Raw genomic sequence first — 25,350 nt, 5'->3', positions numbered from 1 at the left:
CACCCTTCCTATTATCATAGGACGGATGTTCCGTGGTACCACCTATATTCAAGAAAGTATTTTAGATTAAGATTTTATCTTATCCTATACTTTCGAGCACTCTAGAATTGATTAACGCTCAAACACGCTTTTGCCTACTATCGATACATCTATTCAGCAAAAGAACTTAGTGGGCTACCTTCAGTAACAATTATCTATGTATTTTCACCAACCATACACTCTCTAATAAGTAATTAAAACCTACTCTTCCCAAACATTATATTCATTTACTTAATTATAGTATAATGGAAATTCACATAAGTCAATCTATTAGGAGGAATTTTATGAACCCTTGTGCCTTTGGTACTAAAGATCCTATTTATATTGAATATCATGATCAAGTATGGGGACACCCCATGTATGATAGCAAAGATTTATTTAAATTATTAGCCTTAGAATCTCAACATGCTGGACTGTCCTGGCTTACTATATTAAAAAAGAAAGCATCGTATGAGGAAGCTTTTTATCAATTTGAACCTGAAAAAGTTGCATCAATGACTGAAGATGATGTCGATAGATTAATGGATTTTCCTAATATTATTCATAACCGTAAAAAAATAGAAGCTATTATTGGCCAAGCTAAAGGTTATTTAAAAATTGAACAAGATTATGGTAGCTTTAGTGACTATTTATGGTCATATGTTGATGGTAAACCTATAGATTTGGGATATGAAGTTCCTGAAGATCGAATTACCGTTGATGAACGTGCAACTCAACTTTCTAAAGATTTAAAGAAATACGGATTTAAATTTCTAGGTCCAGTCACAGTATTTTCATTTTTAGAAGCTGCAGGTCTATATGATGCACATTTAAAAGACTGTCCTCAAAAACCTAAGCATTAATTAGATATAATATATAAGCGCATATAATTGGTATACAATCACACCATTTATATGCGCTTATTATAATTTATTGCTGTCTAGCTCTATATTTTAGGAAATAATTGATTAAAGGCGCTATTAAAAATAATATAAAAAAGATTCTAAATATATGATAACTTGAAATCATAGCTACATCTGCACCAGTTTCGATAGCAACCAATACTATCTGACTCATACCTCCTGGAGCAGCCCCTAGGAATAATTCATTAATAGAATCATGCGTGAATAGATGTAATACACATACCATTATAAATGCAGCTATAATGAGCATTATATTTTGAAATGCAATAGCAACCGCAATTCTTCCTTTTAAATCTGAAAGTAGTCTTGCAATTTGTAAGCCTATTCTAATCATATAGATTACTTGTGCAGAAGCGAGCAACCAGTTGTCTAATGCAAAAGTAATATCAGTAGATATATTCCATATAATTAATACAACAATTGGTGCTAATAACTGTTTTGTAGGAAAATTAATTTTTGTCATTAGCCAATATACTAAAATAATGGAGACAATTAATATACAAACTTGCCAAAAATTTAGTACATGAGTTAGCGGTTGCGCTTTAACTATATGTCCTTCACTACTTTGATCGTTTTTAAAGAAATATGAAATTAATGGGACTAAGATGACTACAAATATAATACGTGATGTTTGCGTTAAACTCACTACTAGTATGTTCGCTTTTTTATCTTCTTCAGCCATGACTAACATTTGGCTCAATGCTCCTGGAATCACACTCAATATAGCCGTTTCAGTATTAACTTTAGCTATTTTTTTAAAGAAATAAGCAATTAATAATGCTAATACTAATAATAATACTGACACTATTACAATTGAAAACCAGCTTGCTTGAATATCTTTTATTACAGTTCTAGTAAAAGTAGAACCAATTTGTACACCTAAACAAATCAATCCGATTTGGCTTAACCAAAATGGCCATTTTATATCTAATTTAAATACTTTAATACATAAAATGGCGGCTATGATAGGACCGAACATAAATGGCAATAAGATATGTGATACTTTTAGAAGCAAACTTATCAACACAGATAATACCAATATTATCAGGTTATTTATATATATTGTTTTCATTCACACACTACCTTTATTAAAGTATCAGGATTTATTATAATTACGTTATTTTATTATACCAATACTAGCTATATATTAAACGAGCCATACTCATTTGCTTAGCAAAAAGTATGGCTCTTTTAAAATAATTCAAAACTTCAATTTCTATGTTTAAATAGTTAGTTATTTTACAATTCGACTTAATGAGTTATCAAAGGCTTGAATTGTTTTTTCAATATCTTCTTTAGTATGTGCAGTTGATAAAAATGTACCTTCAAATTGAGATGGTGGTAAGAATACGCCTTCTTTTGCCATTTCTCTATACATCTCACTAAATAATTTTAAGTCACTTTTATTTGCTTGTTCGAAGTTTGTAACTGGACCTTCATTTAGGAAGTATCCAATCATTGAACCTGCGCGGTTAACAGTAATTGGAACATTATGTTTTGCAAACACTTCTTTTAGTCCTTTTTCAAGTAAGTCACCTAATTCATTGAAATAATCATATGATTCTGGTCTTAATTGACTTAAAGTTTCGTAGCCACTTGTCATTGCTAAAGGATTACCTGATAAAGTACCCGCTTGATAAATATTTCCTACAGGAGCTATTTGATCCATTATTTCTTTTTTACCACCAAATGCGCCTACTGGTAAACCTCCACCAATAACTTTACCTAAACATGTTAAATCAGGTGTTACACCAAAATATCCTTGAGCACAATTATAACCTACTCTAAAACCAGTCATAACTTCATCAAATATCAACAGAGAACCATATTCATTAGTTATATCTCTTAGACCTTGTAAAAATCCTTCAACTGGAGGAACAACACCCATATTACCTGCTACTGGTTCAACGATGATACCCGCAATGTCATCACCATATTTTTCAAAAGCAAGACGTAAAGATTCAAGATCATTATAAGGAACTGTGATAGTATTTTTAGCGATACCTTCTGGTACACCAGGTGAATCTGGTAAACCTAATGTAGCAACGCCTGACCCTGCTTTAATTAATAATGAATCACTATGACCATGATAGCACCCTTCAAATTTAACTATTTTATTACGTCCTGTATAACCACGTGCTAATCTTAACGTATCTAATGTTGCTTCAGTTCCTGATGATACCATTCTAACTTTTTCAATTGATGGAACTCGATCAATTACTAATTGCGCTAATTTATTTTCTTGTAATGTTGAAGCACCGAAGCTCGTACCATTATCTACAGCTTTGTGAAGATTTTCAATAACTTGTTTATTTTTATGACCTAAAATAAGTGGTCCCCAACTAAGTACATAGTCAATATATTCATTACCATCTATATCGTATATTTTTGAACCTTCTGCATGATCCATAAAAATAGCTGGTGTATCTACTGATTTAAAAGCACGAACCGGGCTATTAACACCACCTGGCATTAAGTCTTCAGCAACTTCCATTGCTTTAATTGATTTTTCATATCCCATTGTATTTGCCTCCTCTTTATTAATCATTTGGTTATTTATCTAAATACTGGCAAATATCTTTAGCAAAGTAAGTAATAATCATATCTGCACCAGCACGTTTCATTGAAACCATTTGTTCCATAACTACTTTTTCTTCATCAATCCAACCATTTAAAGCAGCTGCTTTTGTCATACTATATTCCCCACTTACATTATATGCAACAACAGGAATATTAGTATTATTTCTAACATCGCGAACAATATCTAAGTAACTTAAAGCTGGTTTAACAATCATCATGTCACAACCTTCTTTTAAATCACTTTCTAATTCTCTAAGTGCTTCTAAACGATTGGCAGGATCCATTTGATATGTCTTACGGTCTCCAAATGAAGGAGCAGAATCAGCTGCATCTCTAAACGGACCGAAGAAACTTGATGCATATTTAATACCATAACTCATAATTGGTACATTTTGATATCCTGCATCATCTAATCCTTGTCTAATTTCTGCTACAAAGCCATCCATCATATTACTTGGTGCTATGATGTCTGCACCTGCTTCTACTTGAGAAATAGCTGTTTTAACTAATAAAGGTAATGATTTATCATTATCAACATCATGAGTATGATCATCAATGACGCCACAATGGCCATGGTCTGTATATTCACATAAACATGTGTCTGCAACGATTAATAAATCACTGTACATTTTTTTAGCTATTCTAGTTGCTTCTTGAATAACACCATTATGATCATATGCACCAGAACCAACATCATCTTTTTCATTAGGTACACCGAAGAACATAATTGCTCTAATACCTAAATCATAAGCTTCTTTTATTTCTTCGTGTAATAAATTCAAGCTTATTTGATATATACCTGGTAGTGATTTAATTTCACTTTTCACGTCATCTTTTTCAACTACAAATATAGGATAAATTAAATCTTCTTTTCTAACATGTGTTTCTCGCACCATATCTCGCATTGTTCGAGAAGAACGTAATCTTCTATGTCTATCAAATTTCATTTTTGTCCCTACTTTCTAATATTTTATCTATTATCGACGCTAATGTTTGTTTATTTGCAATCTTTACTGTTTGATTAAAAGAATGAAGTGTTTCAGCCGTTTGCTTACCAATTGCAAAGTAATGATCAAACTTAGGTATCGGGTCTTCATTAAAATAATAACGCACTGAAGACGAACTTGAAAATGTTAAAGCATCAATTTTGTGATTATTGATTAGAGATTTCACTTCTTTGATATTTTGATAATTAGGTATAGGTTCATACAAATCAATTTTAACTACATCATTTGTTTTTGATAACTCATCATATAAATACGGTCTAGCTTGTTTACTTGAAGGTAAAAGTATCTTTTGATTGTGTTCTGAGAATTGATTTATAAATCCTTCTTGTGAATAATCAATTGGAATGAAATCTACTGATATATCTAATGATTGACAATATTCAGCAGTTTTTTTACCTATTGCAGCTACCTTTTGATAATTTACCAAATTCATATATTTTAAAAAATATTTGACTGCATTTTTAGACGAAAAAATAAGCCAGTCATAGTTATTTTTTAACAAGTTTTCATCAAAATAAAGTGATTGTATTTCTATAAATGGTTTATGAATAATCTCAACCAAATCACTTTGAAATTTACTTGTTTGTGTCATAACTACAACTGGTCTCATTTTTAAGTGTCACCTCGAAGATTATTGTTCTTCATTTAATTTCCTAATAATTTCATAAGCACCTTGTTCTTTTAAAACACGACTAACTTCTCTACCAAGTTCTACTGGAGAAGTACCTATAGCAGTATGTTCATATCGTTCAGTACCATCAGGTGTCATGATTAATCCTGTGAATTCTATTTCTTTACTGCCATTAATCGTAGCATAGCCACCGATAGGAACTTGGCAACTACCATCCATCCCAGCTAAAAATGTTCTTTCAGCAGTCACACATTTTTCTACATCTTCGTTATGAACTTCTTTTAAAAGCTCTAACAATTCAGCATCATCGCTTCTACATTCAATACCTAATGCACCTTGACCAATGGCTGGAAGTAAAATATCTTTATCTAAATAAGTTGTCACTATATCATCTGACCAACCCATACGTTTTAATCCAGCAGCGGCAAGTATAATTGCATCATAATCTTCGGTTTCTAATTTTTTTAGACGTGTATCAATATTACCTCTAATCCATTTTATTTCTAAATGTGGATATTTGGCTAAAATTTGAGCACCTCTTCTTAACGAACTTGTTCCAACGATGCTTCCTTCTGGCAACTCTCTTAGAGGAGTATGATCTTTAGAAATATATGCATCAAATGGAATTTCTCTATCAGGAATACATCCTAATGTCAGTCCTTCTGGAATAATACTTGGAACGTCTTTTAAAGAATGTATAGCCATATCTATTTCTTTATTGAATAATTCGTTTTGGATTTCTTTAACAAATAAACCTTTGCCACCAACTTTAGATAACTGTTTATCAACAATACGGTCACCTTTAGTTACTATTTCTTTAATTTCTATATCTAAGTCAGGTCGTACTTGTTTCAACTTATCTATAAATTGTTGACTTTGTGTTAAGGCTAGTTTACTTCTTCGAGATCCAACCACTAACTTACGCATTTTGCTGCCTCCTAAACAATCACTCAATCTTATTATATATTTCAATGCTATTAATTTTAACTACTATTAATTATGAGAAATGAGTAGTAAAAAACAAATTAATCATGCATAAACAGAATAAAATAATATTAAAGTATATAAGATATCTTTGAATGAAAACTTTTCTCACTCTAAATATTAAATAAATACCATACAATATTGTAATGATAGTTGAAAAGATAACTTTAGGATCAATAAAGATTCGTTCTCCTACAGAGAAAACACCCCATTGAGCGCCTAAAATAATACTAATTATGAGTATAATCCAACCTGTTAAAGTTGTAAAAAATACAATAGATTCAAGTGTGGCTACACTTCCGATTCTAAAGTATTTTTGATCAAAATTCTTTTCTTTTAAATTACGATATTGAATGATATAAAGTAAACAATTTACAAATGCTAGTGCAAAAAAGGCATAACTCAATATAGCTAAACCTATATGAACAAGTAATAATTCATTGATTACTGCAATTTGCTGAACTTGGCTATGATATCTGTTAGGTTCAAACGTAATCATTGCCATAAGGATAAAACCAATTAAATTTAAAAAGAAAACAGAAAAATTTAATGTTTTTATTAAATTCAAAATCAGTGATATTGAAATAATAATCCACGTCAACGAGAAAAATACGTCGAATAAAGAACCTAATGGCACATGTTTTGTTTGTATAATAAAAACAGATAAAGAGATTGTTTGTAAAACCCAAACAATCCCTAATGTATACATGCCAAATACTCTAATCTTATGACTTTTACGTACAAAATCTAGAAAATAGCAAACAATGCTTATCAAATATATAATTAATATTATTTCATGAAATCTAATAAACAGGTTTTCTTGCATATCATCACCATATTAATATGCTTATTCAAAACTAAAAATTCGACGAGCCGAAATTTCTTTAGCCTTACTTTCTTTGTGCTGTCTTGCTTGTTCATAAGGATTTTCAGCTTCTATGTCAAAAATGCTTTGAAAGAGCTCTAATTTTTCGTTACTTTTCTTATCACTACTTAATTCTTTAGCCTGCTTAATAGGATCTTTTAACATTTGGTTAATAATACTTTTCGTATGTTTAGAAATGATTTTTCTTTCTCTTTCTGATAAATCAGGTAACTTTCTATCAATACTATCCATAGTCTCAGATTGAATATTCATTGCTTTTTCACGTAATGCTCTAATAACTGGTACCACACCTAACATATTTACCCAATCATTATGAGTTTCAATCTCACTAGGTATTTGCTCAACAATAGTTTGTGCAGCTAACTGACGTTCTCTTAAGTTCGCATCTACGAGTCCTTTTAAATCATCTACGTCGTAGTTGAAAATATTGTTAATGGCATCAATACCTGGTTCTATGTCTCGTGGAACTGCAATATCAACGAGTAATAAAGAATCTAATTTACGATGATTAGCAATAGATTCAATCATATCGTTGGTAATGATATATGATTCTGAGCTTGTAGAACTGATAACAATATCAGCATGTTGTAATAAAGTTGGTAATTCATCTAAAGATTGATAGTTAACTTGATGTTTTTCAGCTAAAGTTTTAGCTTTACTCAAAGTTCTATTAACAATAGTTATATCTGTAATTCCTGATCCTAAAAGATTTAAGAGTGATAGTTCACTCATTTCCCCTGCACCAACAATGACAGCTTGTTTATGTTTTAGTTTTCCGAATACCTTTTTAGCTAATTCAACAGCTGCATATGAAACACTAACAGCATTATCTGCAATATCAGTTTCACTATGCGCTTTTTTAGCAAAAGTAATTGCCTGTTTAAATAAATGATTAAAAATTGTTCCTGTTGTACCTGTTTCTTGAGCTAAGAAAAATGCATCTCGCATTTGACCAAGAATTTGTGTTTCACCAAGTACAATAGAATCTAATCCAGAAGTAACTCGCAATAGATGTTCTACTGCTTCGTCCCCCACTTTAACTTCTGACATATCTTTAATATCATCTACTTCAAATCCAAATTTACGTGCTAAAAATCTTTGGACGTAATAACGACCTGTATGGATTTGATCAACAACGGCGTATACTTCAGTACGATTGCATGTAGATAAAATAACATCTTCTAAGATGGATTTAGTTTCATATAAATCTTCATGGGCTAATCGTAAGGCATCATCTCTAAAAGCAACCTGCTCTCTTAGTGCTACATCAGCAGTTCGATGATTAATGCTTATTGCTATAAAATGCATTTATAACGCCCTCCATATACTTACAATAACACAAGTATAACACATTTGAATCTTTTATTAAGTCGATTGCTCAAATAAATTAGAAAGATTCTAATCTACATTCAATTTTTTGTCAAAATTGTTACTAATTTCTTTAAATCTCATAAAAATATTGTATATATAGAAATGTTTATGTGAATATTTAAAGTAATTATAAATAAGACTCGATAAGATCCCAAATTTGTTGTTGTTTATTATTTTTGACAGAAGAATAACTTACAATCGTATCGCCATCTTCTAAATCTAATTTATGTTTAATATTAATTAAATGCTTTTGTACTTTCCCTTTAGGAATTTTATCTTCTTTAGTACATATAATTAGCGTCGGTATATCAAAGTGTTTTAAATAATTATACATGAGCACGTCATCTTCAGTTGGATTATGTCTCAAATCAACAAGTTGGATAACGAGTTGTAATTTTTGACGTGTTGTTAAATATTCTTCAATCATTTTGCCGAATTTTTCACGTTGTACTTTACTTACTTTCGCATATCCGTAACCGGGCACATCTACAAACACAAGCTGGTCATCGATATTAAAGAAATTTAATGTTTGAGTTTTACCAGGTTGTTGTGAAGTTCTTGCCATGTTTTTACGACCTATCATACTATTAATAAATGATGATTTCCCCACATTTGAACGTCCGCTTAATGCAACTTCTGGTACTTCTGTTTCTGGGTACTGTTCTTCTTTGACAGCACTTATAATTAAATCTATATTATTAGGATTAATTTTCATTGGTGATCCTCTCTTTACTTATTTCTCACATTAACACTTTACCATTACTCCTATATTAATGTCATCCTACATTTTCAAATAGAAGTAAATCACTCATTTTCTAAACAAAAAAATAGAGCCACAAACATGTGACTCTATTTAAACGTTATTTATGCTGATGTTTTACTATCATTAATTAGATTACCTTCTGAATCATATAATTCAGGTTCAACTTCATCATTGATTGTTTTTTCGGTAATGACGACTTTAGTAACATCTTCTGATGATGGTACATCGTACATAATATCAATTAGTGCTTCTTCAATTATTGAACGAAGACCACGTGCCCCTGTTTTACGTGCAATAGCTTTTTCACTAATAGCAGATAAAGATTCATCGCTAAATACTAATTCAACGTTATCTAATTCAAGCATTTTAGTATATTGTTTAACTAATGCATTTTTAGGTTGAGTTAATATATTTTTAAGTGCATCTACATCTAGCGTTTCTAAGTTAGCTACAATTGGAACACGACCGATAAATTCTGGAATTAAACCATAAGACTGTAAATCTTCTGGTCTAATTTGTTCTAGTAATGCTTCTTCATCATATTTGTCTGCTTCATTACTAGCAAATCCAATTACTTTTTCACCTAAACGACGTTTAATTACTTCATCGATACCATCAAATGCACCACCAAGGATGAATAAGATATTTGTAGTATCAATTTGAATCAATTCTTGGTTCGGATGCTTACGTCCACCTTGAGGAGGTACACTAGCAGTCGTACCTTCTAAGATTTTTAATAGTGCTTGTTGAACACCTTCACCGGAAACATCTCGTGTAATTGATGTGTTTTCAGATTTTCTTGCAATTTTGTCAATTTCATCAACGTATATAATACCTTTTTCAGCTTTGTCTATATCAAAGTCTGCTGCTTGAATTAAGCGTAATAAGATATTTTCAACGTCGTCACCAACATAGCCAGCTTCAGTTAAACTAGTAGCATCTGCAATTGCAAATGGAACATTTAATGTTTTAGCTAATGTTTGTGCTAATAATGTTTTACCACTACCTGTTGGTCCGATTAATGCGATATTACTTTTTTGTAATTCAACATCATCTTCATTAGGGCCTAGTTGTTGAATACGTTTATAGTGATTATATACAGCTACAGATAAAGCTTTTTTAGCCTTTTCTTGACCGATTACATATTCATTTAAATGGTCCATAATCTCTTTAGGAGTTGGTAATTCTGTTAATTCTTCTGAAGAATTTTGTGCTAATTCTTCTTCAACGATTTCTGAGCATAGTTCAATACACTCATTACAAATATACACGCCACTTCCTGCAACTAATTTCTTAACTTGATCTTGATCTTTACCGCAGAAAGAGCATTTTAAATTTTCTTCATCTTCATTGAATTTGAACATTCTTTTCTACACCCCTATTCCATAAAGACTATACTAGATAGCATTCTATAATGCAACATAATAACATTCAATTTATTTGCTTAAAAAATAGGAAAGAGTGGGACTGAATTCAAACTGTTATAGATTGAACTCATGGCCCCACCCCACAAGATAGATTATCTTATTAAACCTTCCAATTATTAATATAAGAATAATAATATTAAATGTTTGTTGCTGTAGAGGATATCTATAAATTAGTCTTCTTTACTACCTTCAACTAATTTTGCATTATCTTTTAATAAGTCAATTACTTTTTGAATACGAACATCGTTTTTCACGATATCAGTATTACCTAATGTGTTTTTAATATCTTCTACAGAGATATTAAATTGTTCGCTCATTTTTTCTAATTCTTTATCGATATCTTCGTCAGTAACTTCGATATTTTCAGCATCAGCAATTGCAGTTAATGTTAAGTTTGTTTTAACACGTTGTTCTGCATCGTCTTTCATTTGTTCTCTTAATTGAGATTCATTTTGACCTGAAATTTGGAAGTAAGTTTGTAAGTCTAGACCTTGTTGTTGAATTCTTTGGCCAAATTCTTGAACCATACGATCTAATTCTGTATCGATCATTGCTTGAGGAATGTCGATAGTAGCATTTTCAGTTGCTTTGTTAATAGCTTCTTCTTTTTCAGTGTTTTCAGCTTCTGTTGCTTTTTGTTCAGCTAAACGTTTACGTAAATTTTCTTTGTATTCATCAACTGAATTTGCTTCAGAATCTAATTCATTAGCTACTTCATCGTCTAATTCAGGTACTTCTTTATATTTAATTTCATTTACTTTTGTTTTGAACGTAGCTTCTTTGCCAGCTAATTCTTCAGCATGGTATTCTTCTGGGAAAGTGACTACTACATCTTTTTCTTCTCCAGTTTTCATACCTTCTAATTGCTCTTCGAAACCTGGGATAAATGAACCTGAACCAACTTCTAGGTCGTAACCTTCAGCTTGTCCACCTTCAAATTCTTCACCATCAACTGATCCGCTGAAATCAATATTAACAGTGTCGCCATTTTCAACAGCGCCATCTTCTTTAACAACCATTTCAGCCATATGACTTAAACTATGGTTAATTGATTCTTCTAATTCTTCATCAGTTAATTCAGTTTCTTGTTTTTCAATTTCTAAACCTTTGTAGTCACCTAATTTAACTTCTGGTTCAACAGTTACAGTAGCTTCAAAAATGAAATCTTTACCTTTTTCAATTTGAGTTACATTAACTTCAGGTTGAGCAACAGGTTTAATATCTGTTTCATCAATTGCTTCACCATAAGCTTCAGGTAATAAGATGTCTACTGCGTCTTGATATAACGCTTCAACGCCAAAACGTTGTTCGAAAATTGGACGAGGCACTTTACCTTTACGGAATCCAGGTACATTAATTTGTTTAACTACTTTTTTAAATGCTTGATCTAATGCTTTATCTACTTTTTCTGCTGGAACAGTAACTGTTAATAATCCTTCGTTACCTTCCTTTTTTTCCCAAGTTGCTGTCATGTATAAATACCTCCATGAATAACTATTTTATTTTTTCAACTTCCCTATTATAGCATAGGTCAATTACGTACACAAACATTGAAATTGCAACGTTTGTGAAATTATTTACTACTTATTTCAATTAAATTTCACGTTAAATGATTTATTTCTCTTTTGCAAGAAATTAAATTCGAATTCAACTTTCTAATTGTTTTATAAAAGTTAATGCCTCTTCTTTCACCACATTCTTTTCTATACCAATCATTCCTTTAAAATAAACATCATATGCTTTTGTCCATTCATCAATGGTAAATATTTCTTCTATATTAAGAGGATATAATAATATAGAATGATTGTTCATAATGTGGTTCGCCTCGTCTACAATATGTAAAGCACCGTCTTCTAATTGATTAATCACTTCAGGTATAATTCGAGTTTTCATAGTTGTATGTTCAAGACCTTTTAAATCTTTTGGTTTAATTTCTGATGTATAACCGTATTTATCAATTCTTATAGGCTCCTCTGATTGAGCGAATCTTAAATACTCTATCATTAAACTTATAATATTATTTTCAAAGGAATAATTGTTTAATAAATAATTTATCGATTCTTTAAAGTCAAAATGTCCATTATCTATTAATTGAAGTAAGATATGAGTTTGTTCTCTGGTACTTAAGTGATTAAATTCAGTTAAAGATTGTGAAAGTTGTTGTTTATTAGATTGTAACTGAGCTTGTGCATATTCTTTTAAAGGAAATAACTCCATTCTTGTCTTATGATCACGCACTTCATCTATAATTTGATTTATGACTTCAACAGCTTCATAGTATTGTTCTAATCCATTTAAACTTTTAACGTAATAAATCATTAAATCATCATATCTGTTTAAACCTTTTTTTAATAAGATGATTGCTTCTTCTCTCAATTCTAAAAATGCATTCATTTGATATAACATGTTGCATTTTGTCATAGCCAAATTTTCATCTAAATCGAATTGACTTTCATATTGTTCAAATAGATTATACATTTCATCAAAATTTTGCGTTAACTCAGCTTGTTTGATTTCTTTTTTTAATTTTCCCTCTGATAATGGAAACGGAATGATATCTGACATTCATTTTGCACCTCAATTATTATAAATCTTGAAGAATTAATGCACTCCATGTCTCAAAGTCATCATAAGATTCAATTTTTCCTTTTTCAATCCATTTAATTCTTAAAGTGTCTGTTTCTTTAGCTTCTACATCGTTAGAATTCACAGTGATTTTAAAAACAACACCCATGTGAACTTTACCAACATCGTTATTATCGTCATTTATGAATCCAATATATTCCATATTTTGAGAATCTTCTGTAGATAGACCTACTTCTTCTTCTAATTCTCTTTGAGCGTTGACTCGTAATACTTCATTGATTGAATCTGCTCCGACAACATCATTCATGTGTCCACCTACACCTATAGATGATTGTCCATGTAAACGTTCTTCTCCTCCACCAGATAGGCGTTCATAAACAAGGATTTCGCCATTTTGGTTTTCTAAAAGACAATATGAGATAAGTTGTTTATAGTCTGGGTTCTCTTCCATATCTCCTCTACGTTTAACTTCATAATGACTTAATGAATTAAAAATATTATCGCCTTTTACATCACTTTTCGATAGAAAGCCATTAAACGCATTTGTTTCATTATCAAAAAGAGTTGTTCTTGGTACTACAATAATTTGCTCATCAAATTTAGACATACTTTTCTCCTTTATACTTACTTTTATGAATTCATTCTATCAAAATTATTTTCAAATCGCGATTTATAACTTTTCATTGTTTTATAAAATTATAGTTAAATATAATATTTGGTCGAAGAAATATAAATAAAAGCTGGGACATCATAAAATGTCTCAGCTTTTATAATTTGATAAAGATTAGAAAGGTTTTCCTATCTTATCAAAGATTAATTTATTTTAAAGCGTCTTTAGCTTTTGATACTAATTCACCGAAAGCTTTGTCGTCTGAAATAGCAATTTCAGATAACATTTTACGGTTAATATCGATGTCAGCTTTTTTCAAGCCGTTCATTAATTTTGAATAGCTCATGTCATGTTTACGAGCTGCTGCATTGATACGTGTAATCCATAATTTACGGAAATCACGTTTACGTTGACGACGGTCACGGAATGCATATTGACCTGATTTCATGACTTGTTGTTTAGCTACTTTATATAATGTATGTTTTGAACCGAAGTAACCTTTAGCTAATTTAATCGTTTTTTTACGACGTGCTCTTGTTACTGTTCCACCTTTTACTCGTGGCATATTAAATTCCTCCTTAGATTCTATCTACGTTATTAATCGATAATCGTTAATTTCATTATTTTTTATAAGATAATAATTGTTTTACGCGTTTCATATCACTTTTAGAAACTAATCTACTTTTACGTAATTGACGTTTCTGTTTAGTGTTTTTGTTTGCGAATAAGTGAGATGTGAAAGCTCTTGAACGTTTTAATTGACCTGAACCAGTTCTTTTAACACGTTTTGCTGCTCCACGGTGAGTTTTCATTTTAGGCATGATTCATTTCCTCCTAGAAATTAATTTAATTATTTTTCATTAATTGGTGCTAACATAAGGAACATTTGACGGCCTTCCATTTTAGGCTTCTGTTCTACAGTAGCAAGGTCTTTACATTCTTCAGCAAATTTTTCTAATTGGCGTTGACCAATTTCTTTATGCGTAATTGCACGACCTCTGAAACGAATTGAAACTTTACATTTATCGCCTTTAGAAAGGAATTTACGTCCATTTTTCAATTTTGTTTGGAAATCGTGTTCCTCAATTGTTGGACTTAAACGAATTTCTTTAACGTTAATTGTTTTTTGTTTCTTCTTCATTTCTTTTTCTTTTTTCTGTTGTTCGAATTTGAATTTACCGTAATCCATAATTCTAGCAACAGGTGGTTTAGCATTTGGTGCTACGATTACTAAATCTAAATCAACACGTTCAGCCATTTCTAAAGCTTCTTGTTTTGATTTGACACCAATTTGTTCACCATCTTGACCTACTAAACGAAGTTCTTTCGCGCGAATTTTCTCATTAATTTGAGTTTGATCTTTTGCTATGGTTGACACCTCCCAGTATTTTACGAAATTGTCCCAAGCAAAAAGAAGAGCGAGTATCACTACCCGCTCTTCTTCACACATTAATTGTGTAACATGATTAACCTGCCAACTGCTTACAGCGTCGCTACAGGTGAGAAGCGGGAGCTTCTACTTGGTTCGTTTCGTATTCAACGTTACTAATCATACCAACTATTAATGTATTCGTCAACTATTTTTTTATTTAATCATGATGTCTTATTTCTTCCATAGACACATCTTGACGTAAATCCACTTTTTCTAATGGAATTTTTTTAGTTTTATATCTTACTTTATGATAAATAAAGAATGCTAAAAATACTGGGATACCCATATAAGTAATGATAAATCTATTGATATCAAAATCACCAGTCTTAATGAAATCAACATCTTGACCTAAAATAACAATAACACATAAGAATCCAGCAAATATTGGACCAAATGGGAATAATTTAGCTTTATATTTCAATTTAGACTTATCATAATTTTGTTTATCAAATGCGCGTCTAAATCTATAATGACTGACTGCAATACCTACCCACGCGATAAAGCCAGTCATACCACTAGCAGCTACAATATAGTCATAAGCATCACCACTTAAATGTTGTAATAAAAAGATAATAATTACAATTATTCCAGTGATTGCTAGAGAAATATAAGGTACACCATTTCTATTAGTTTTTGAGAATGATGCATATGCTAATTTATCTTTACTCATAGAATATAACATTCTTGTAGAAGCGTACATACCTGAGTTACCTGCGGATAATACGGAAGTTAATATAACAGCATTCATAAATGATGCTGCAAATGCTAAGCCTGCATTTTGGAATACTAATGTAAATGGAGACGTTGATACGCTGCTATCTCCTCCCATTAATGCATTGCTATCATAAGGAATTAACATACCTATAATAAATATCGCTAGAATGTAAAATAGTAATATTCTCCAAAACACTTGTTTAATTGCTTTAGGTACAGCTCTTTCTGGATTTTCAGATTCTCCTGCTGTGATTCCTATTAACTCAGTACCTTGGAAAGAGAACCCTGCAACTAAGAATACACCTAAAATTGATAATAAACTACCGCCTAAATTACCACCTAATATTGGGCCTTCGCCTTTTGTAAATGTTTCAAAGCCTACAAATTTACCGCCCATGATTCCGACAATAGTTAATAAACCTATAATGATAAATATGATAACAGTTACAACTTTAATTAATGCAAACCAGTATTCGCTTTCTCCGTATACTCTAACCGATAGTGAATTCAATGCAAAGATAATAACAAGGAATATACAACTCCAAATCCATGCTGGTACACCTTGCATTGGTGACCAATATTGAATCACTTGTGCTGCAATTGTAACGTCTGCAGCTACTGTAATAACCCAGTTAAACCAGTAATTCCAACCTAATGCGAATCCTAATGATGGATCAACAAAACGTGTTGCATATGTACTAAATGAACCAGAAACTGGTAAATATGTTGCCATTTCTCCTAATGATGTCATTAAGAAAAAGACCATGGCACCAATAATGGCGTATGCTAATAGTGCACCTAACGCACCAGCACTATGAATAGCACCACCAGAAGTCATAAATAGTCCAGTACCGATACACCCTCCTATTGCTATCATGGAAAGATGTCGATCTTTTAAACCTCGTTGAACGCCTTCATTCTGATTTTGATTTTTACTCATAGAAGAATCCTTTCCTTGTATTTAGAGGCTTCAATGTTACTTTTTCAAAGCAAAACTAAATGCATGACTTTCGTTAAAATTGTTAGTTTCATTCAATAATTAACTTTATCATTGCAAATAAAAAAGTGGCTACATACCTTTAAGATATGCAACCACTTTGCTTTTATCTATATTAGGTAGCACATCACATTAAGTGACAGTACAGTTTCTTTCGACAACTGTCCCAACAAACGTCTATTATGGTTAACGTTTGTTTCGGCAATATTACCTTTGACTTGTTCAACATTCGTTCCATACAACTTCTGACAAGCTACTATTTAATATTGCAACCTCTAACTCAACTTTTATTTTAACTACCTTGTAATATACATGAACTGACTGTTAATTTCAAGTTTATCTATGTTTTTTCAAACGAATTTCATCAACTAAATTCCAAATGAATTCATCTTTTTCTAAAGTTTCTTGATCTTGTGAACCATATTGACGCACATTTACTTCTTTATTTTCTACTTCTTTATCTCCCACTACTATTTGGTAAGGGATTTTTTGCATTTGTGCTTCACGAATTTTATATCCCATTTTTTCATTACGGTCATCGATTTCTACACGTACACCTTGAGATTTTAATTCGTCTTGAATTAATCTAGCATAATCATAATGTAAATCAACATTTACTGGAATGATTTCTACTTGTTTAGGCGCTAACCATGTTGGGAACGCCCCTTTTGTTTCTTCTGTTAAGAATGCTACAAATCTTTCCATTGTAGATACAACACCACGGTGAATAACCACTGGTCTATGTTGTTCTCCATCTTGGCCAATATAAGTTAATTCAAAGCGTTCTGGCAATAAGAAGTCTAATTGTGCAGTTGATAAAGTTTCTTCTTTACCCATAGCTGTTTTAACTTGAACGTCTAATTTAGGACCATAGAATGCCGCTTCGCCAATTGCTTCTTCATAAGTAAGTCCTAACTCATCAGAAGCTTCTTTAATCATTTTTTCAGCTTTTACCCACATTTCGTCATCATCGAAATATTTTTCTTTATCTTCTGGATCACGATAACTTAATCTGAAAGTATAATCTTCAAATCCAAAATCTTTGTATACATCTTGAATTAAATTAACAACACGTTTAAATTCTTCTTTAATTTGGTCAGGTCTTACAAAAATATGAGCGTCATTTAAAGTCATACCTCTTACACGTTGTAATCCAGATACTGCACCACTAGCTTCATATCTATGCATAGTACCTAATTCAGCGATACGAATTGGTAATTCACGATAAGAATGTGGTTTGTTATTATAAACCATCATATGGTGTGGGCAGTTCATAGGACGTAGTACCATTTCTTCTGTCTCATCTAATTTCATTGTTGGGAACATATCCTCTTGATAATGATCCCAGTGACCTGATGTTTTATATAAATCTACGTTAGCGATAACTGGTGTATAAACATGGTCATAGCCCATACTTACTTCTTTATCAACGATATATCTCTCGATTTCACGGCGAATTGTAGCACCATTTGGTAACCATAATGGTAAACCCGCACCTACAAGTTGATTATTTGCGAATAAGTCTAATTCTTTACCAATTTTACGGTGATCACGTTCGCGACGTTCTTCTAACATTTGAAGATGTGCTTTTAGATCTTTTTTATCGAAAAATGCTGTACCGTAGATACGTTGTAACATTTTATTGTTACTATCGCCACGCCAATATGCACCAGCTGTAGAAAGTAATTTGAATTCTTTAATTTTTGAAGTAGAAGGTACATGTACACCTCTACATAAATCAGTAAACTCGCCTTGAGAATATAATGTTACATTTTCATCCTCTGGAATCGCATCAATTAATTCTAACTTGTATGGATCGTCTTTGAAGAAATCTTTAGCTTCATCTCTTGATACAACTTTACGTTCTATTTTATGATTTTCATCCACTATTTGTTTCATTGTTTTTTCAATTTTTTCAAAATCGTCAGATGAGATTTTTTCTTCAGTATCAAAATCATAGTAGAATCCACCTTCAATAACTGGACCTACGCCAAATTTAACGTCACCATATAATCTTTTTAAAGCTTGTGCCATTAAATGAGCAGTTGAATGACGTAAAACTTCTAAAGCTTCTTCGCTACCTGGTGTTACAATTTCAATCTCACCATCTGTTTCTAATGGACGTGTTAAATCTACCATTTGCCCATTAAATTTTCCTGCTACTGCTTTTTTACGTAATCCAGGACTTATTGATTGCGCTATATCTTCTGTAGTAGTGCCTTTATCAAATGCTTTTGAATTGCCATCTGGGAATTGAATATTAATTTGATCCATACTATAACCTCCTAAAATATGAAAATCATATCGTTGACTTATTGAATAAATATCAAGTTGTAACGAATGTGAGAAAATAAAAAAATCCCGCCCCTAATACAGGGACGAGATCGTCGTGGTACCACCCTAGTTGAACGTCAAAATATAACCAAAAGATTACATTCAACGTCTTCTCTACATAAGATAACGGTCTTGAGCCGAGCATTCATTACAAATGCCATACATTAAAGTAGTAATAATTTAATATATTAACCATATTCTCATCAAGTAATGGCTTTCTGTGTAATAGTGATTAAATTATCTTATCTTCAACAGTTTCAACGATTTAGATTTAAGTCCATTATACAATATTATTTAAAAATATCAATTGTTTCTAAAGTTTTCTCCCTTTAAGAAATATGGTGTTGATAATGTTTTAATTCTTTCAATAATTCTAGCAGCCTTAGTTTTTTCAGCGCCTTCACGTGTCATTGATAAATGATGCTCTAATTCTTCATAACTTAAGTTTGAAGTGAAAAATGTAGGTAATTCATGAACCATTCTATAATGTAACAATGGTCCTATCACTTCATCTCTAACCCATGGCGTAACTTCTTCTGCTCCGATATCGTCTAACATTAAAATATTAGCTTCACGTATTCTTTGTAATTTTCTTTCATAACTACCATCTTTGAAACCACCTTTTAATGTTCTAATATATTCTGGCAGATAGACAATAGTAGATGGTACTTTTTTAGCCTTAAGTTGGTTAGCTATAGCACCTAGAATAAATGATTTTCCAGTACCAAAAGGACCATATAAATATAAACCTTTAACATCTTCGTTATTAATCAATTTTTTACAAATATCATTAACTTGCATTGCTAAGTCTAATCGATTACGTCCAGTCGTATAAATGTCTTTTATTTTAGCGTTTAATGTATCACGTTGCATATGATGTGATGTAATTAATTTAGAATTAAGACGTTCTTCATCATATTTAATTTTACAAGGACAAGGTAAATAACGAATTTTTATACGTTCATTTTCTACATATAATTCTGGTACATGACCTTTAACAAAATTTGGGCATTCGTTATAACTATGACCGTCATAATGTTTTTGTTGATCTTTATATTCTTGTAAAACATTTAAATCCTCATCAATAATAGCATTTGTTATCTCTGATTGATGTTCATTTAAAAATGTCTTAACGTCAGGATCATTAACTACTTGTTGACGTATTTTTGCAATTCTTTTTCCGAAATCTTTATTTGACCCAACAATTTGTTTAAAACTTTCCATCTAATCCTCCTCCCAATCTTTATTTAATTGTTCTAGAAATGCTTGTCGATCTTTTTCAAATTGATCATCAGTTTCATCTTTTGAATGTTCTGCAGCATTTGGATTGTCTCTTTCTTCTAACCATTTAGGTGTTTTTTCTCTAGAGACTAATTTACTTTTTCTATTATATCCTTGATAGGAATTAGATTTTGATTCATATGTTGGTTTAGGTTGGTTTACCTTCAAGGCATATTCATAAGCCTGTTTGGCTGTAGTAATCCCTTTTTTCTTCCAATTAGAAGCAATCTCAAAAATATACGATTTAGGTAATTTCATATCTTCTTTAAGCATTACGAATTGTAGCAAGATATTAATCACACCAAAATTCATTTTCTCTCTATGAATTAATTCTTCAATCATATTTTTTTGTGACAAAGTTGGTTCAGATTCTGACCAAGAAGCTAACATATCAATAGGACTTGTTTGTTCTAATAAATCTAACCAAGCATCTGTATCATTTTCAGGATCTTTATCTTCTTTATTTTGTGTTGCCGTATTGTTTTGTTTAATATTCTGATTTAGTTCTAATTTAGGTAATTGATTATCATGTTCTATTAAATAATATGAACGAGCTTGTTTACGCATTTCTTCAAATGATAATTGTTGTGCACTAGTAATCGAATTTAAAATAATATGTTTCATTGCATCTACTGTTAATCCATAAAGTGTTGCAAGTTGCATGATTAAAGCTTTAGCATCTTTAGTCACTATTTCACTTGAAATAAAATGATTATGCAACATGGATTTTAACATTTCAAAATCAAATGATTCATTCGATAAATCGATACCAGCATATTCTCCTGATTGAGGTATATTTTGAGTATCGACATCTATTATTTTATTAGGAACATGAAATACATCTGTAAATTTTCTTGTCGTTTGTTGATAATTTGATAAATCTTTATTTTTTTGTTCAAAATGCTTTTTTAAAATTTGATATCTTTTTTTATCAACCTCACTGTAAAGAAATACTGATAACATAGGATCATTAAAAAATTGATATGCAGAAGGAGGTTGGACAAGTTGATAAACAAAATGAGTTTGTTGTTCTTCATGCTTAACAAATGATTTCATTAATCCGATCGCTTCTAGTAAATCCATTTGATTTCTAAATTCTAATAAATTTTCTTTTAATTCGTTCATAATTACATAGTGAGTTAAAGCTTGTTCATTATCATTGGAAAATTGGTGCATAAAATGATATAAACCAATGGCTTGTTGTCCAATTAACGGTGTAAAAAGACGATTAAGTATCTCTAGATGTTGTGAATTTAAATGGAAATTTTGTATAACTTCAAAACTGTCTTGTGGTCTTAATCCAAATTCAAAGGATTGTAATCCCATTTATAAATCACTCCGTTTATTATCATTCAAAATCCCTTGCATTGAAGCTAATAATTGATCTATATCTTTAAATTCTTTATATACTGAAGCAAATCGAACATATGATACTTGATCAACATGCATAAGTAAATTCATAACATGTTCCCCTATTTCTCTTGATGATATTTCTGTGTGACCTTCATCTCTAAGTTGCCATTCAACTTTATTAGTTATATCTTCAAGTTGTTGATATCTTACAGGGCGTTTTTCACATGATCTAACCAAACCGTTTAATATTTTTTCCCTTAAAAATTGTTCTCTTGTTCCGTCTTTTTTTACTACAATTAAAGGACTTACCTCTATATGTTCAAATGTTGTGAATCTTGTACCACAATTTTCGCATTCTCTTCTTCGACGAATTGCATTTGCGTCGTCTGCGTGACGAGAATCGACTACTCTAGAATGCGTTGAATTACATTTTGGGCATTTCATAATTGTCACCCTTTTCTATTTTAATTATTCTCAATTATACTATAAAATCATACGTTAAAAAAGAAAGCGCATTTGAGATAAATGGTTCAAAATGTGTAACCTATTTTTAAAAAGTGGCTATATTAACTTAAAAATGAAAACAAATATACTTAAATTTCTCTTCATTTAACAATTTGTCTAATGAAAATAGAAACATCTAAATTATTATTCTAAAGCTTTCTATAAAAAATTAAAACTGCCAACCTAATCCTTATGTTTGGATTTGATTGACAGCTTCAATATATTTATTTTTACCAATTTTAAACTGCTTCTACTGCACTTTGTGAATCAATTAATTTACCAATTTGTTCAGCTACTTCAACAACTCTATTTGAGTAACCCCATTCATTATCATACCAAGCAATTACTTTAACTTTATTATCTCCCATAACCATTGTTGATTGTGCATCAATAACAGCAGAGTTTGGATTAGTATTGAAATCTACTGAAACAAGTGGTTCAGTTTCTACATCTAACACACCATCTAGATTAGCATTTTTGAAAGCTTGATTTACTTCATCAACAGTAACATTTTTTTCTAAATCTACAACTAAATCCACAAGTGATACGTTTTTAGTTGGTACTCTTAAAGCCATACCATGTAATTTACCTTCAACTTCAGGTAGCACTTCTTTTAATGCTTTTGCTGCACCAGTTGAAGTCGGAATGATACTTTCATTACATGAACGCGCTCTGCGTAAATCTTTATGTGGGTTATCAATATTTTTTTGATCATTCGTAATAGCGTGAACTGTAGTCATTAGACCATTTACTATACCAAATTCATCATTTAAAACTTTGGCAACTGGTCCGATACAATTTGTTGTACAAGATGCATTACTAAAGATGTCAAATTCATTTACGTCTAATTTATCGTCGTTGACACCTTTAACTATCATTTGTACATGTCCACTTTTAGAAGGTCCAGTTAATAATACTTTTTTAGCACCTGCATTAATGTGTGCGATTGCTTTATCACCATGATTAAATTTACCAGTCGCTTCGATGACAACATCTATATCTAAGTCTTTCCATGGTAAATTTTCAGGATTTCTATCTGAAACTAATTTAATGTCTTGGTCCTTATATCTAATACCATCCTCAATAGCTTCTACTTTTTCATTATATTTACCATGTGTTGTATCATAATTGATAAGATGTGCAATTGTTTCAGGTGGGTAACTAGCATTAATTGCCTTTACATTTAAGTTATCATTTTGTAAAGCAATTCTTAACACCATTCTACCAATTCTACCCATTCCATTAATTGCAATATTTGTAGCCATTTAAAGCACCCCTTGATCATTTATTTATATGTTATACTTTATGGCATTAGTATAACATAATAACATCATTTTGAAAGCGTTTACTTAAACTTTACAAAATATTTTTATAATCATATGTAATAAGCAAACATTATCAAAATAAAAACTCAATGCCCTTAAAAGACATTGAGTTTAAAATGATAATTTACTTTTCTATGAAACCTTGTTCGCTAAGTAATTTCTCTAGATTTTGCTTTAATTCTAATTTATCTCCTAAATTATCAATGACATGGTCAGCCATTCTACTTTTTTTATCTATAGAAATTTGACTATAAACACGTGCTTTTGCTTCTTCTTGGGTTAAGTCATTTCGCTCCATTAAACGATCAATTTGAATACTTTCAGAAGTATAAACAAGCCATACTTCGTCTACAGTATCTTGTAATTCATTTTCAAATAGAAGCGGGATATCCATTATGACATTATGGCCTTCTTCAATATATTGTTGTTTCTTTTCATCCATAATTTCTCTAACAATCGGATGTACAATTTCATTTAGCACTAATCGTTGATCAGGATTATTAAAGACTAAGTCTCCCATATACTTCCGATCCATTTCACCATTTTCATCGATAGCTTCTTCTCCGAATGTTTCTCTTACCTTTTCTAAACCTGTTGTACCTTTAGCAACTGCTTCTCTTGCAGCTGTATCTGCATCAATCACTTTAAATCCAAATGCAGTTAATAATTCAGATACAGTAGATTTGCCTGATGCAATACCACCAGTAAGTCCTATTACTTTTGACATATTTTCACGCTTCCTTTATTTCTGACAAGTCGGGCAATAGTGACTATTTCTTGATGCAATGACTTCAGTTTCGATTGGATGCCCACATACCTTGCAATATTTTTGTTTGTATACATTAAGATGTAGCTGCATTTCACCTGTTTTTCCATCAGCATGTCGATAATCCGAAATGCTGGTACCACCGTATTTTATACCCTCATTTAGTACTGAACGAACATGATAAAATACCATTTCTTTTTCTTGGTCAGTTAAACTTTGAGTTAGTCGATGTGGTTTTATACCTGCTCTAAATAAAGCCTCACAAGCATAAATATTTCCACAACCAGAAATGACTTTATGATCTAGAATAACCTGTTTAATCGGTTTTTTAATATAACTTTTTTTATTTGTACAATCTAAAAAATGTTGTAATGCATCATCATCAAATGGTTCTGGAGCTATTTTTAAAAATGATGGATAGGACTCAAAACTGCTAACATTTCTTATCTCTCCAAAACGTCTTATATCTGAATAAACTAATTTTTTGCCATTGTTTAGTTCAAATATCACTTGCCAATGTTTTCGATAATTAGGTGCAGTAATTTGTTCTAAATCATTTACAATGAAGAATCCACCAGCCATACCTAAATGACTAATTAAAATACGATTCTCATCATTTTGTTGAATATAAAAGACGATGTATTTACTTCTTCTGTCGATTTTTATAATTTTATATCCTTCAGTTAAACGTTTAAAACTATCAAGTTCGATTCCCTTGATTATGGTTTCTCTACCATTCTTTTTTCCATTAATAACACTTTCTGAGAATTTTACTTTATCAATAATTGTATTAATGGCGTATGGTTCAATACCTCGTTTAACATGTTCTACCTCAGGTAATTCTGGCATATTAATACC

At 31.1% G+C, this 25,350-nt stretch carries 24 protein-coding genes, 1 riboswitch and 2 other annotated features; of the genes, 1 reads left to right on the top strand and 23 read right to left on the bottom strand.

Going from position 1 to position 25,350, the window contains the following annotated elements; genetic code table 11:
- Positions 1 to 14: 14 nt before the first annotated feature.
- Positions 15 to 266: a binding site (T-box leader), on the bottom strand.
- Between the two features lie 57 nt (positions 267 to 323).
- The gene (locus LFT63_RS00970) at positions 324 to 881 is read left to right on the top strand and encodes a DNA-3-methyladenine glycosylase I (protein ID WP_340767774.1); all 558 of its coding nucleotides are present in this window, start codon (positions 324 to 326) and stop codon (positions 879 to 881) included.
- 67 nt (positions 882 to 948) lie between these two features.
- Here LFT63_RS00970 and LFT63_RS00965 read toward each other — a convergent pair whose 3' ends face one another.
- The 23 genes from LFT63_RS00965 to mutM all read right to left on the bottom strand — a co-directional run bounded on the left by LFT63_RS00965 (position 949) and on the right by mutM (position 25,341).
- A complete protein-coding gene (locus LFT63_RS00965; protein WP_029055684.1) occupies positions 949 to 2,013 on the bottom strand; it encodes an AbrB family transcriptional regulator in 1,065 nt (354 codons plus the stop codon).
- A 162-nt stretch (positions 2,014 to 2,175) separates the two neighbouring features.
- Positions 2,176 to 3,462 carry a glutamate-1-semialdehyde 2,1-aminomutase gene (gene hemL / locus LFT63_RS00960; protein WP_029055683.1) on the bottom strand — a complete coding sequence of 429 codons (1,287 nt, stop codon included), beginning with the start codon at positions 3,460 to 3,462 and terminating at the stop codon, positions 2,176 to 2,178.
- 31 nt (positions 3,463 to 3,493) lie between these two features.
- A complete protein-coding gene (gene hemB, locus LFT63_RS00955) occupies positions 3,494 to 4,468 on the bottom strand; it encodes a porphobilinogen synthase (protein WP_070453943.1) in 975 nt (324 codons plus the stop codon).
- On the bottom strand, positions 4,458 to 5,138 hold the full coding sequence (locus tag LFT63_RS00950) for a uroporphyrinogen-III synthase (protein ID WP_029055681.1): 681 nt from the start codon (positions 5,136 to 5,138) through the stop codon (positions 4,458 to 4,460). The genes hemB and LFT63_RS00950 overlap by 11 nt, the downstream gene beginning before the upstream one ends.
- Positions 5,139 to 5,159: 21 nt before the next feature.
- Positions 5,160 to 6,086, bottom strand: coding sequence for a hydroxymethylbilane synthase (hemC, locus tag LFT63_RS00945; RefSeq protein WP_029055680.1), 927 nt, complete (start codon positions 6,084 to 6,086; stop codon positions 5,160 to 5,162).
- 70 nt (positions 6,087 to 6,156) lie between these two features.
- Entirely contained in the window at positions 6,157 to 6,969 is an 813-nt protein-coding gene (locus LFT63_RS00940) for a cytochrome c biogenesis protein (protein ID WP_340767772.1), read from the bottom strand.
- 21 nt (positions 6,970 to 6,990) lie between these two features.
- Positions 6,991 to 8,337, bottom strand: coding sequence for a glutamyl-tRNA reductase (gene hemA, locus LFT63_RS00935; RefSeq protein ID WP_017638196.1), 1,347 nt, complete (start codon positions 8,335 to 8,337; stop codon positions 6,991 to 6,993).
- A 190-nt stretch (positions 8,338 to 8,527) separates the two neighbouring features.
- Positions 8,528 to 9,115, bottom strand: coding sequence for a ribosome biogenesis GTP-binding protein YihA/YsxC (yihA, locus tag LFT63_RS00930; RefSeq protein WP_017638197.1), 588 nt, complete (start codon positions 9,113 to 9,115; stop codon positions 8,528 to 8,530).
- A 149-nt stretch (positions 9,116 to 9,264) separates the two neighbouring features.
- Positions 9,265 to 10,527: an ATP-dependent Clp protease ATP-binding subunit ClpX gene (clpX, locus tag LFT63_RS00925; RefSeq protein WP_017638198.1), complete on the bottom strand. Its 1,263-nt coding sequence runs from the start codon at positions 10,525 to 10,527 to the stop codon at positions 9,265 to 9,267.
- A 233-nt stretch (positions 10,528 to 10,760) separates the two neighbouring features.
- Positions 10,761 to 12,062 carry a trigger factor gene (gene tig / locus LFT63_RS00920; protein WP_029055679.1) on the bottom strand — a complete coding sequence of 434 codons (1,302 nt, stop codon included), beginning with the start codon at positions 12,060 to 12,062 and terminating at the stop codon, positions 10,761 to 10,763.
- 175 nt (positions 12,063 to 12,237) lie between these two features.
- Positions 12,238 to 13,155 carry a hypothetical protein gene (locus LFT63_RS00915; RefSeq protein WP_340767771.1) on the bottom strand — a complete coding sequence of 306 codons (918 nt, stop codon included), beginning with the start codon at positions 13,153 to 13,155 and terminating at the stop codon, positions 12,238 to 12,240.
- A gap of 19 nt (positions 13,156 to 13,174) precedes the next feature.
- Positions 13,175 to 13,783 carry an NUDIX domain-containing protein gene (locus tag LFT63_RS00910; protein ID WP_017638200.1) on the bottom strand — a complete coding sequence of 203 codons (609 nt, stop codon included), beginning with the start codon at positions 13,781 to 13,783 and terminating at the stop codon, positions 13,175 to 13,177.
- A gap of 211 nt (positions 13,784 to 13,994) precedes the next feature.
- The gene (gene rplT / locus LFT63_RS00905) at positions 13,995 to 14,351 is read right to left on the bottom strand and encodes a 50S ribosomal protein L20 (RefSeq protein ID WP_017638201.1); all 357 of its coding nucleotides are present in this window, start codon (positions 14,349 to 14,351) and stop codon (positions 13,995 to 13,997) included.
- A gap of 55 nt (positions 14,352 to 14,406) precedes the next feature.
- The gene (rpmI, locus tag LFT63_RS00900) at positions 14,407 to 14,607 is read right to left on the bottom strand and encodes a 50S ribosomal protein L35 (RefSeq protein ID WP_002451769.1); all 201 of its coding nucleotides are present in this window, start codon (positions 14,605 to 14,607) and stop codon (positions 14,407 to 14,409) included.
- Between the two features lie 29 nt (positions 14,608 to 14,636).
- Positions 14,637 to 15,164: a translation initiation factor IF-3 gene (infC, locus tag LFT63_RS00895; RefSeq protein ID WP_026083528.1), complete on the bottom strand. Its 528-nt coding sequence runs from the start codon at positions 15,162 to 15,164 to the stop codon at positions 14,637 to 14,639.
- A gap of 26 nt (positions 15,165 to 15,190) precedes the next feature.
- Positions 15,191 to 15,314, bottom strand: a sequence feature (ribosomal protein L20 leader region).
- A 61-nt stretch (positions 15,315 to 15,375) separates the two neighbouring features.
- The gene (locus LFT63_RS00890; protein ID WP_107999895.1) at positions 15,376 to 16,872 is read right to left on the bottom strand and encodes an amino acid permease; all 1,497 of its coding nucleotides are present in this window, start codon (positions 16,870 to 16,872) and stop codon (positions 15,376 to 15,378) included.
- A 169-nt stretch (positions 16,873 to 17,041) separates the two neighbouring features.
- Positions 17,042 to 17,215, bottom strand: a riboswitch (Lysine riboswitch).
- Between the two features lie 50 nt (positions 17,216 to 17,265).
- Entirely contained in the window at positions 17,266 to 19,203 is a 1,938-nt protein-coding gene (gene thrS, locus LFT63_RS00885) for a threonine--tRNA ligase (protein ID WP_017638204.1), read from the bottom strand.
- A 363-nt stretch (positions 19,204 to 19,566) separates the two neighbouring features.
- Entirely contained in the window at positions 19,567 to 20,487 is a 921-nt protein-coding gene (gene dnaI / locus LFT63_RS00880) for a primosomal protein DnaI (RefSeq protein WP_340767770.1), read from the bottom strand.
- Entirely contained in the window at positions 20,488 to 21,870 is a 1,383-nt protein-coding gene (locus LFT63_RS00875; protein ID WP_340767769.1) for a replication initiation and membrane attachment family protein, read from the bottom strand.
- The gene (gene nrdR / locus LFT63_RS00870; protein WP_017638207.1) at positions 21,871 to 22,341 is read right to left on the bottom strand and encodes a transcriptional regulator NrdR; all 471 of its coding nucleotides are present in this window, start codon (positions 22,339 to 22,341) and stop codon (positions 21,871 to 21,873) included.
- Positions 22,342 to 22,640: 299 nt separating this feature from the next.
- The gene (gene gap / locus LFT63_RS00865) at positions 22,641 to 23,666 is read right to left on the bottom strand and encodes a type I glyceraldehyde-3-phosphate dehydrogenase (RefSeq protein WP_340767768.1); all 1,026 of its coding nucleotides are present in this window, start codon (positions 23,664 to 23,666) and stop codon (positions 22,641 to 22,643) included.
- A 184-nt stretch (positions 23,667 to 23,850) separates the two neighbouring features.
- A complete protein-coding gene (gene coaE / locus LFT63_RS00860) occupies positions 23,851 to 24,453 on the bottom strand; it encodes a dephospho-CoA kinase (protein WP_017638209.1) in 603 nt (200 codons plus the stop codon).
- Between the two features lie 15 nt (positions 24,454 to 24,468).
- Positions 24,469 to 25,341, bottom strand: a complete 873-nt coding sequence (gene mutM, locus LFT63_RS00855; RefSeq protein WP_208970230.1) for a bifunctional DNA-formamidopyrimidine glycosylase/DNA-(apurinic or apyrimidinic site) lyase — start codon at positions 25,339 to 25,341, stop codon at positions 24,469 to 24,471.
- Between the last annotated feature and the right edge of the window lie 9 nt (positions 25,342 to 25,350).

The sequence above is a fragment of the Staphylococcus sp. FSL H8-0121 genome (assembly GCF_038008425.1).
GTDB lineage: Bacteria > Bacillota > Bacilli > Staphylococcales > Staphylococcaceae > Staphylococcus > Staphylococcus pasteuri.
Note: the sequence above shows the minus strand (reverse complement) of the source record. Positions and strands in the feature narration are given on the sequence as shown.

Excerpts from the sequence above, each read along its gene's own strand:
- LFT63_RS00970 (WP_340767774.1), top strand. The coding sequence starts at position 324 with ATGAACCCTTGTGCCTTTGGTACTAAAGATCCTATTTATATTGAATAT.
- LFT63_RS00965 (WP_029055684.1), bottom strand. The coding sequence starts at position 2,013 with ATGAAAACAATATATATAAATAACCTGATAATATTGGTATTATCTGTG.
- hemL (WP_029055683.1), bottom strand. The coding sequence starts at position 3,462 with ATGGGATATGAAAAATCAATTAAAGCAATGGAAGTTGCTGAAGACTTA.
- hemB (WP_070453943.1), bottom strand. The coding sequence starts at position 4,468 with ATGAAATTTGATAGACATAGAAGATTACGTTCTTCTCGAACAATGCGA.
- LFT63_RS00950 (WP_029055681.1), bottom strand. The coding sequence starts at position 5,138 with ATGAGACCAGTTGTAGTTATGACACAAACAAGTAAATTTCAAAGTGAT.
- hemC (WP_029055680.1), bottom strand. The coding sequence starts at position 6,086 with ATGCGTAAGTTAGTGGTTGGATCTCGAAGAAGTAAACTAGCCTTAACA.
- LFT63_RS00940 (WP_340767772.1), bottom strand. The coding sequence starts at position 6,969 with ATGCAAGAAAACCTGTTTATTAGATTTCATGAAATAATATTAATTATA.
- hemA (WP_017638196.1), bottom strand. The coding sequence starts at position 8,337 with ATGCATTTTATAGCAATAAGCATTAATCATCGAACTGCTGATGTAGCA.
- yihA (WP_017638197.1), bottom strand. The coding sequence starts at position 9,115 with ATGAAAATTAATCCTAATAATATAGATTTAATTATAAGTGCTGTCAAA.
- clpX (WP_017638198.1), bottom strand. The coding sequence starts at position 10,527 with ATGTTCAAATTCAATGAAGATGAAGAAAATTTAAAATGCTCTTTCTGC.
- tig (WP_029055679.1), bottom strand. The coding sequence starts at position 12,062 with ATGACAGCAACTTGGGAAAAAAAGGAAGGTAACGAAGGATTATTAACA.
- LFT63_RS00915 (WP_340767771.1), bottom strand. The coding sequence starts at position 13,155 with ATGTCAGATATCATTCCGTTTCCATTATCAGAGGGAAAATTAAAAAAA.
- LFT63_RS00910 (WP_017638200.1), bottom strand. The coding sequence starts at position 13,783 with ATGTCTAAATTTGATGAGCAAATTATTGTAGTACCAAGAACAACTCTT.
- rplT (WP_017638201.1), bottom strand. The coding sequence starts at position 14,351 with ATGCCACGAGTAAAAGGTGGAACAGTAACAAGAGCACGTCGTAAAAAA.
- rpmI (WP_002451769.1), bottom strand. The coding sequence starts at position 14,607 with ATGCCTAAAATGAAAACTCACCGTGGAGCAGCAAAACGTGTTAAAAGA.
- LFT63_RS00890 (WP_107999895.1), bottom strand. The coding sequence starts at position 16,872 with ATGAGTAAAAATCAAAATCAGAATGAAGGCGTTCAACGAGGTTTAAAA.
- thrS (WP_017638204.1), bottom strand. The coding sequence starts at position 19,203 with ATGGATCAAATTAATATTCAATTCCCAGATGGCAATTCAAAAGCATTT.
- dnaI (WP_340767770.1), bottom strand. The coding sequence starts at position 20,487 with ATGGAAAGTTTTAAACAAATTGTTGGGTCAAATAAAGATTTCGGAAAA.
- LFT63_RS00875 (WP_340767769.1), bottom strand. The coding sequence starts at position 21,870 with ATGGGATTACAATCCTTTGAATTTGGATTAAGACCACAAGACAGTTTT.
- nrdR (WP_017638207.1), bottom strand. The coding sequence starts at position 22,341 with ATGAAATGCCCAAAATGTAATTCAACGCATTCTAGAGTAGTCGATTCT.
- gap (WP_340767768.1), bottom strand. The coding sequence starts at position 23,666 with ATGGCTACAAATATTGCAATTAATGGAATGGGTAGAATTGGTAGAATG.
- coaE (WP_017638209.1), bottom strand. The coding sequence starts at position 24,453 with ATGTCAAAAGTAATAGGACTTACTGGTGGTATTGCATCAGGCAAATCT.
- mutM (WP_208970230.1), bottom strand. The coding sequence starts at position 25,341 with ATGCCAGAATTACCTGAGGTAGAACATGTTAAACGAGGTATTGAACCA.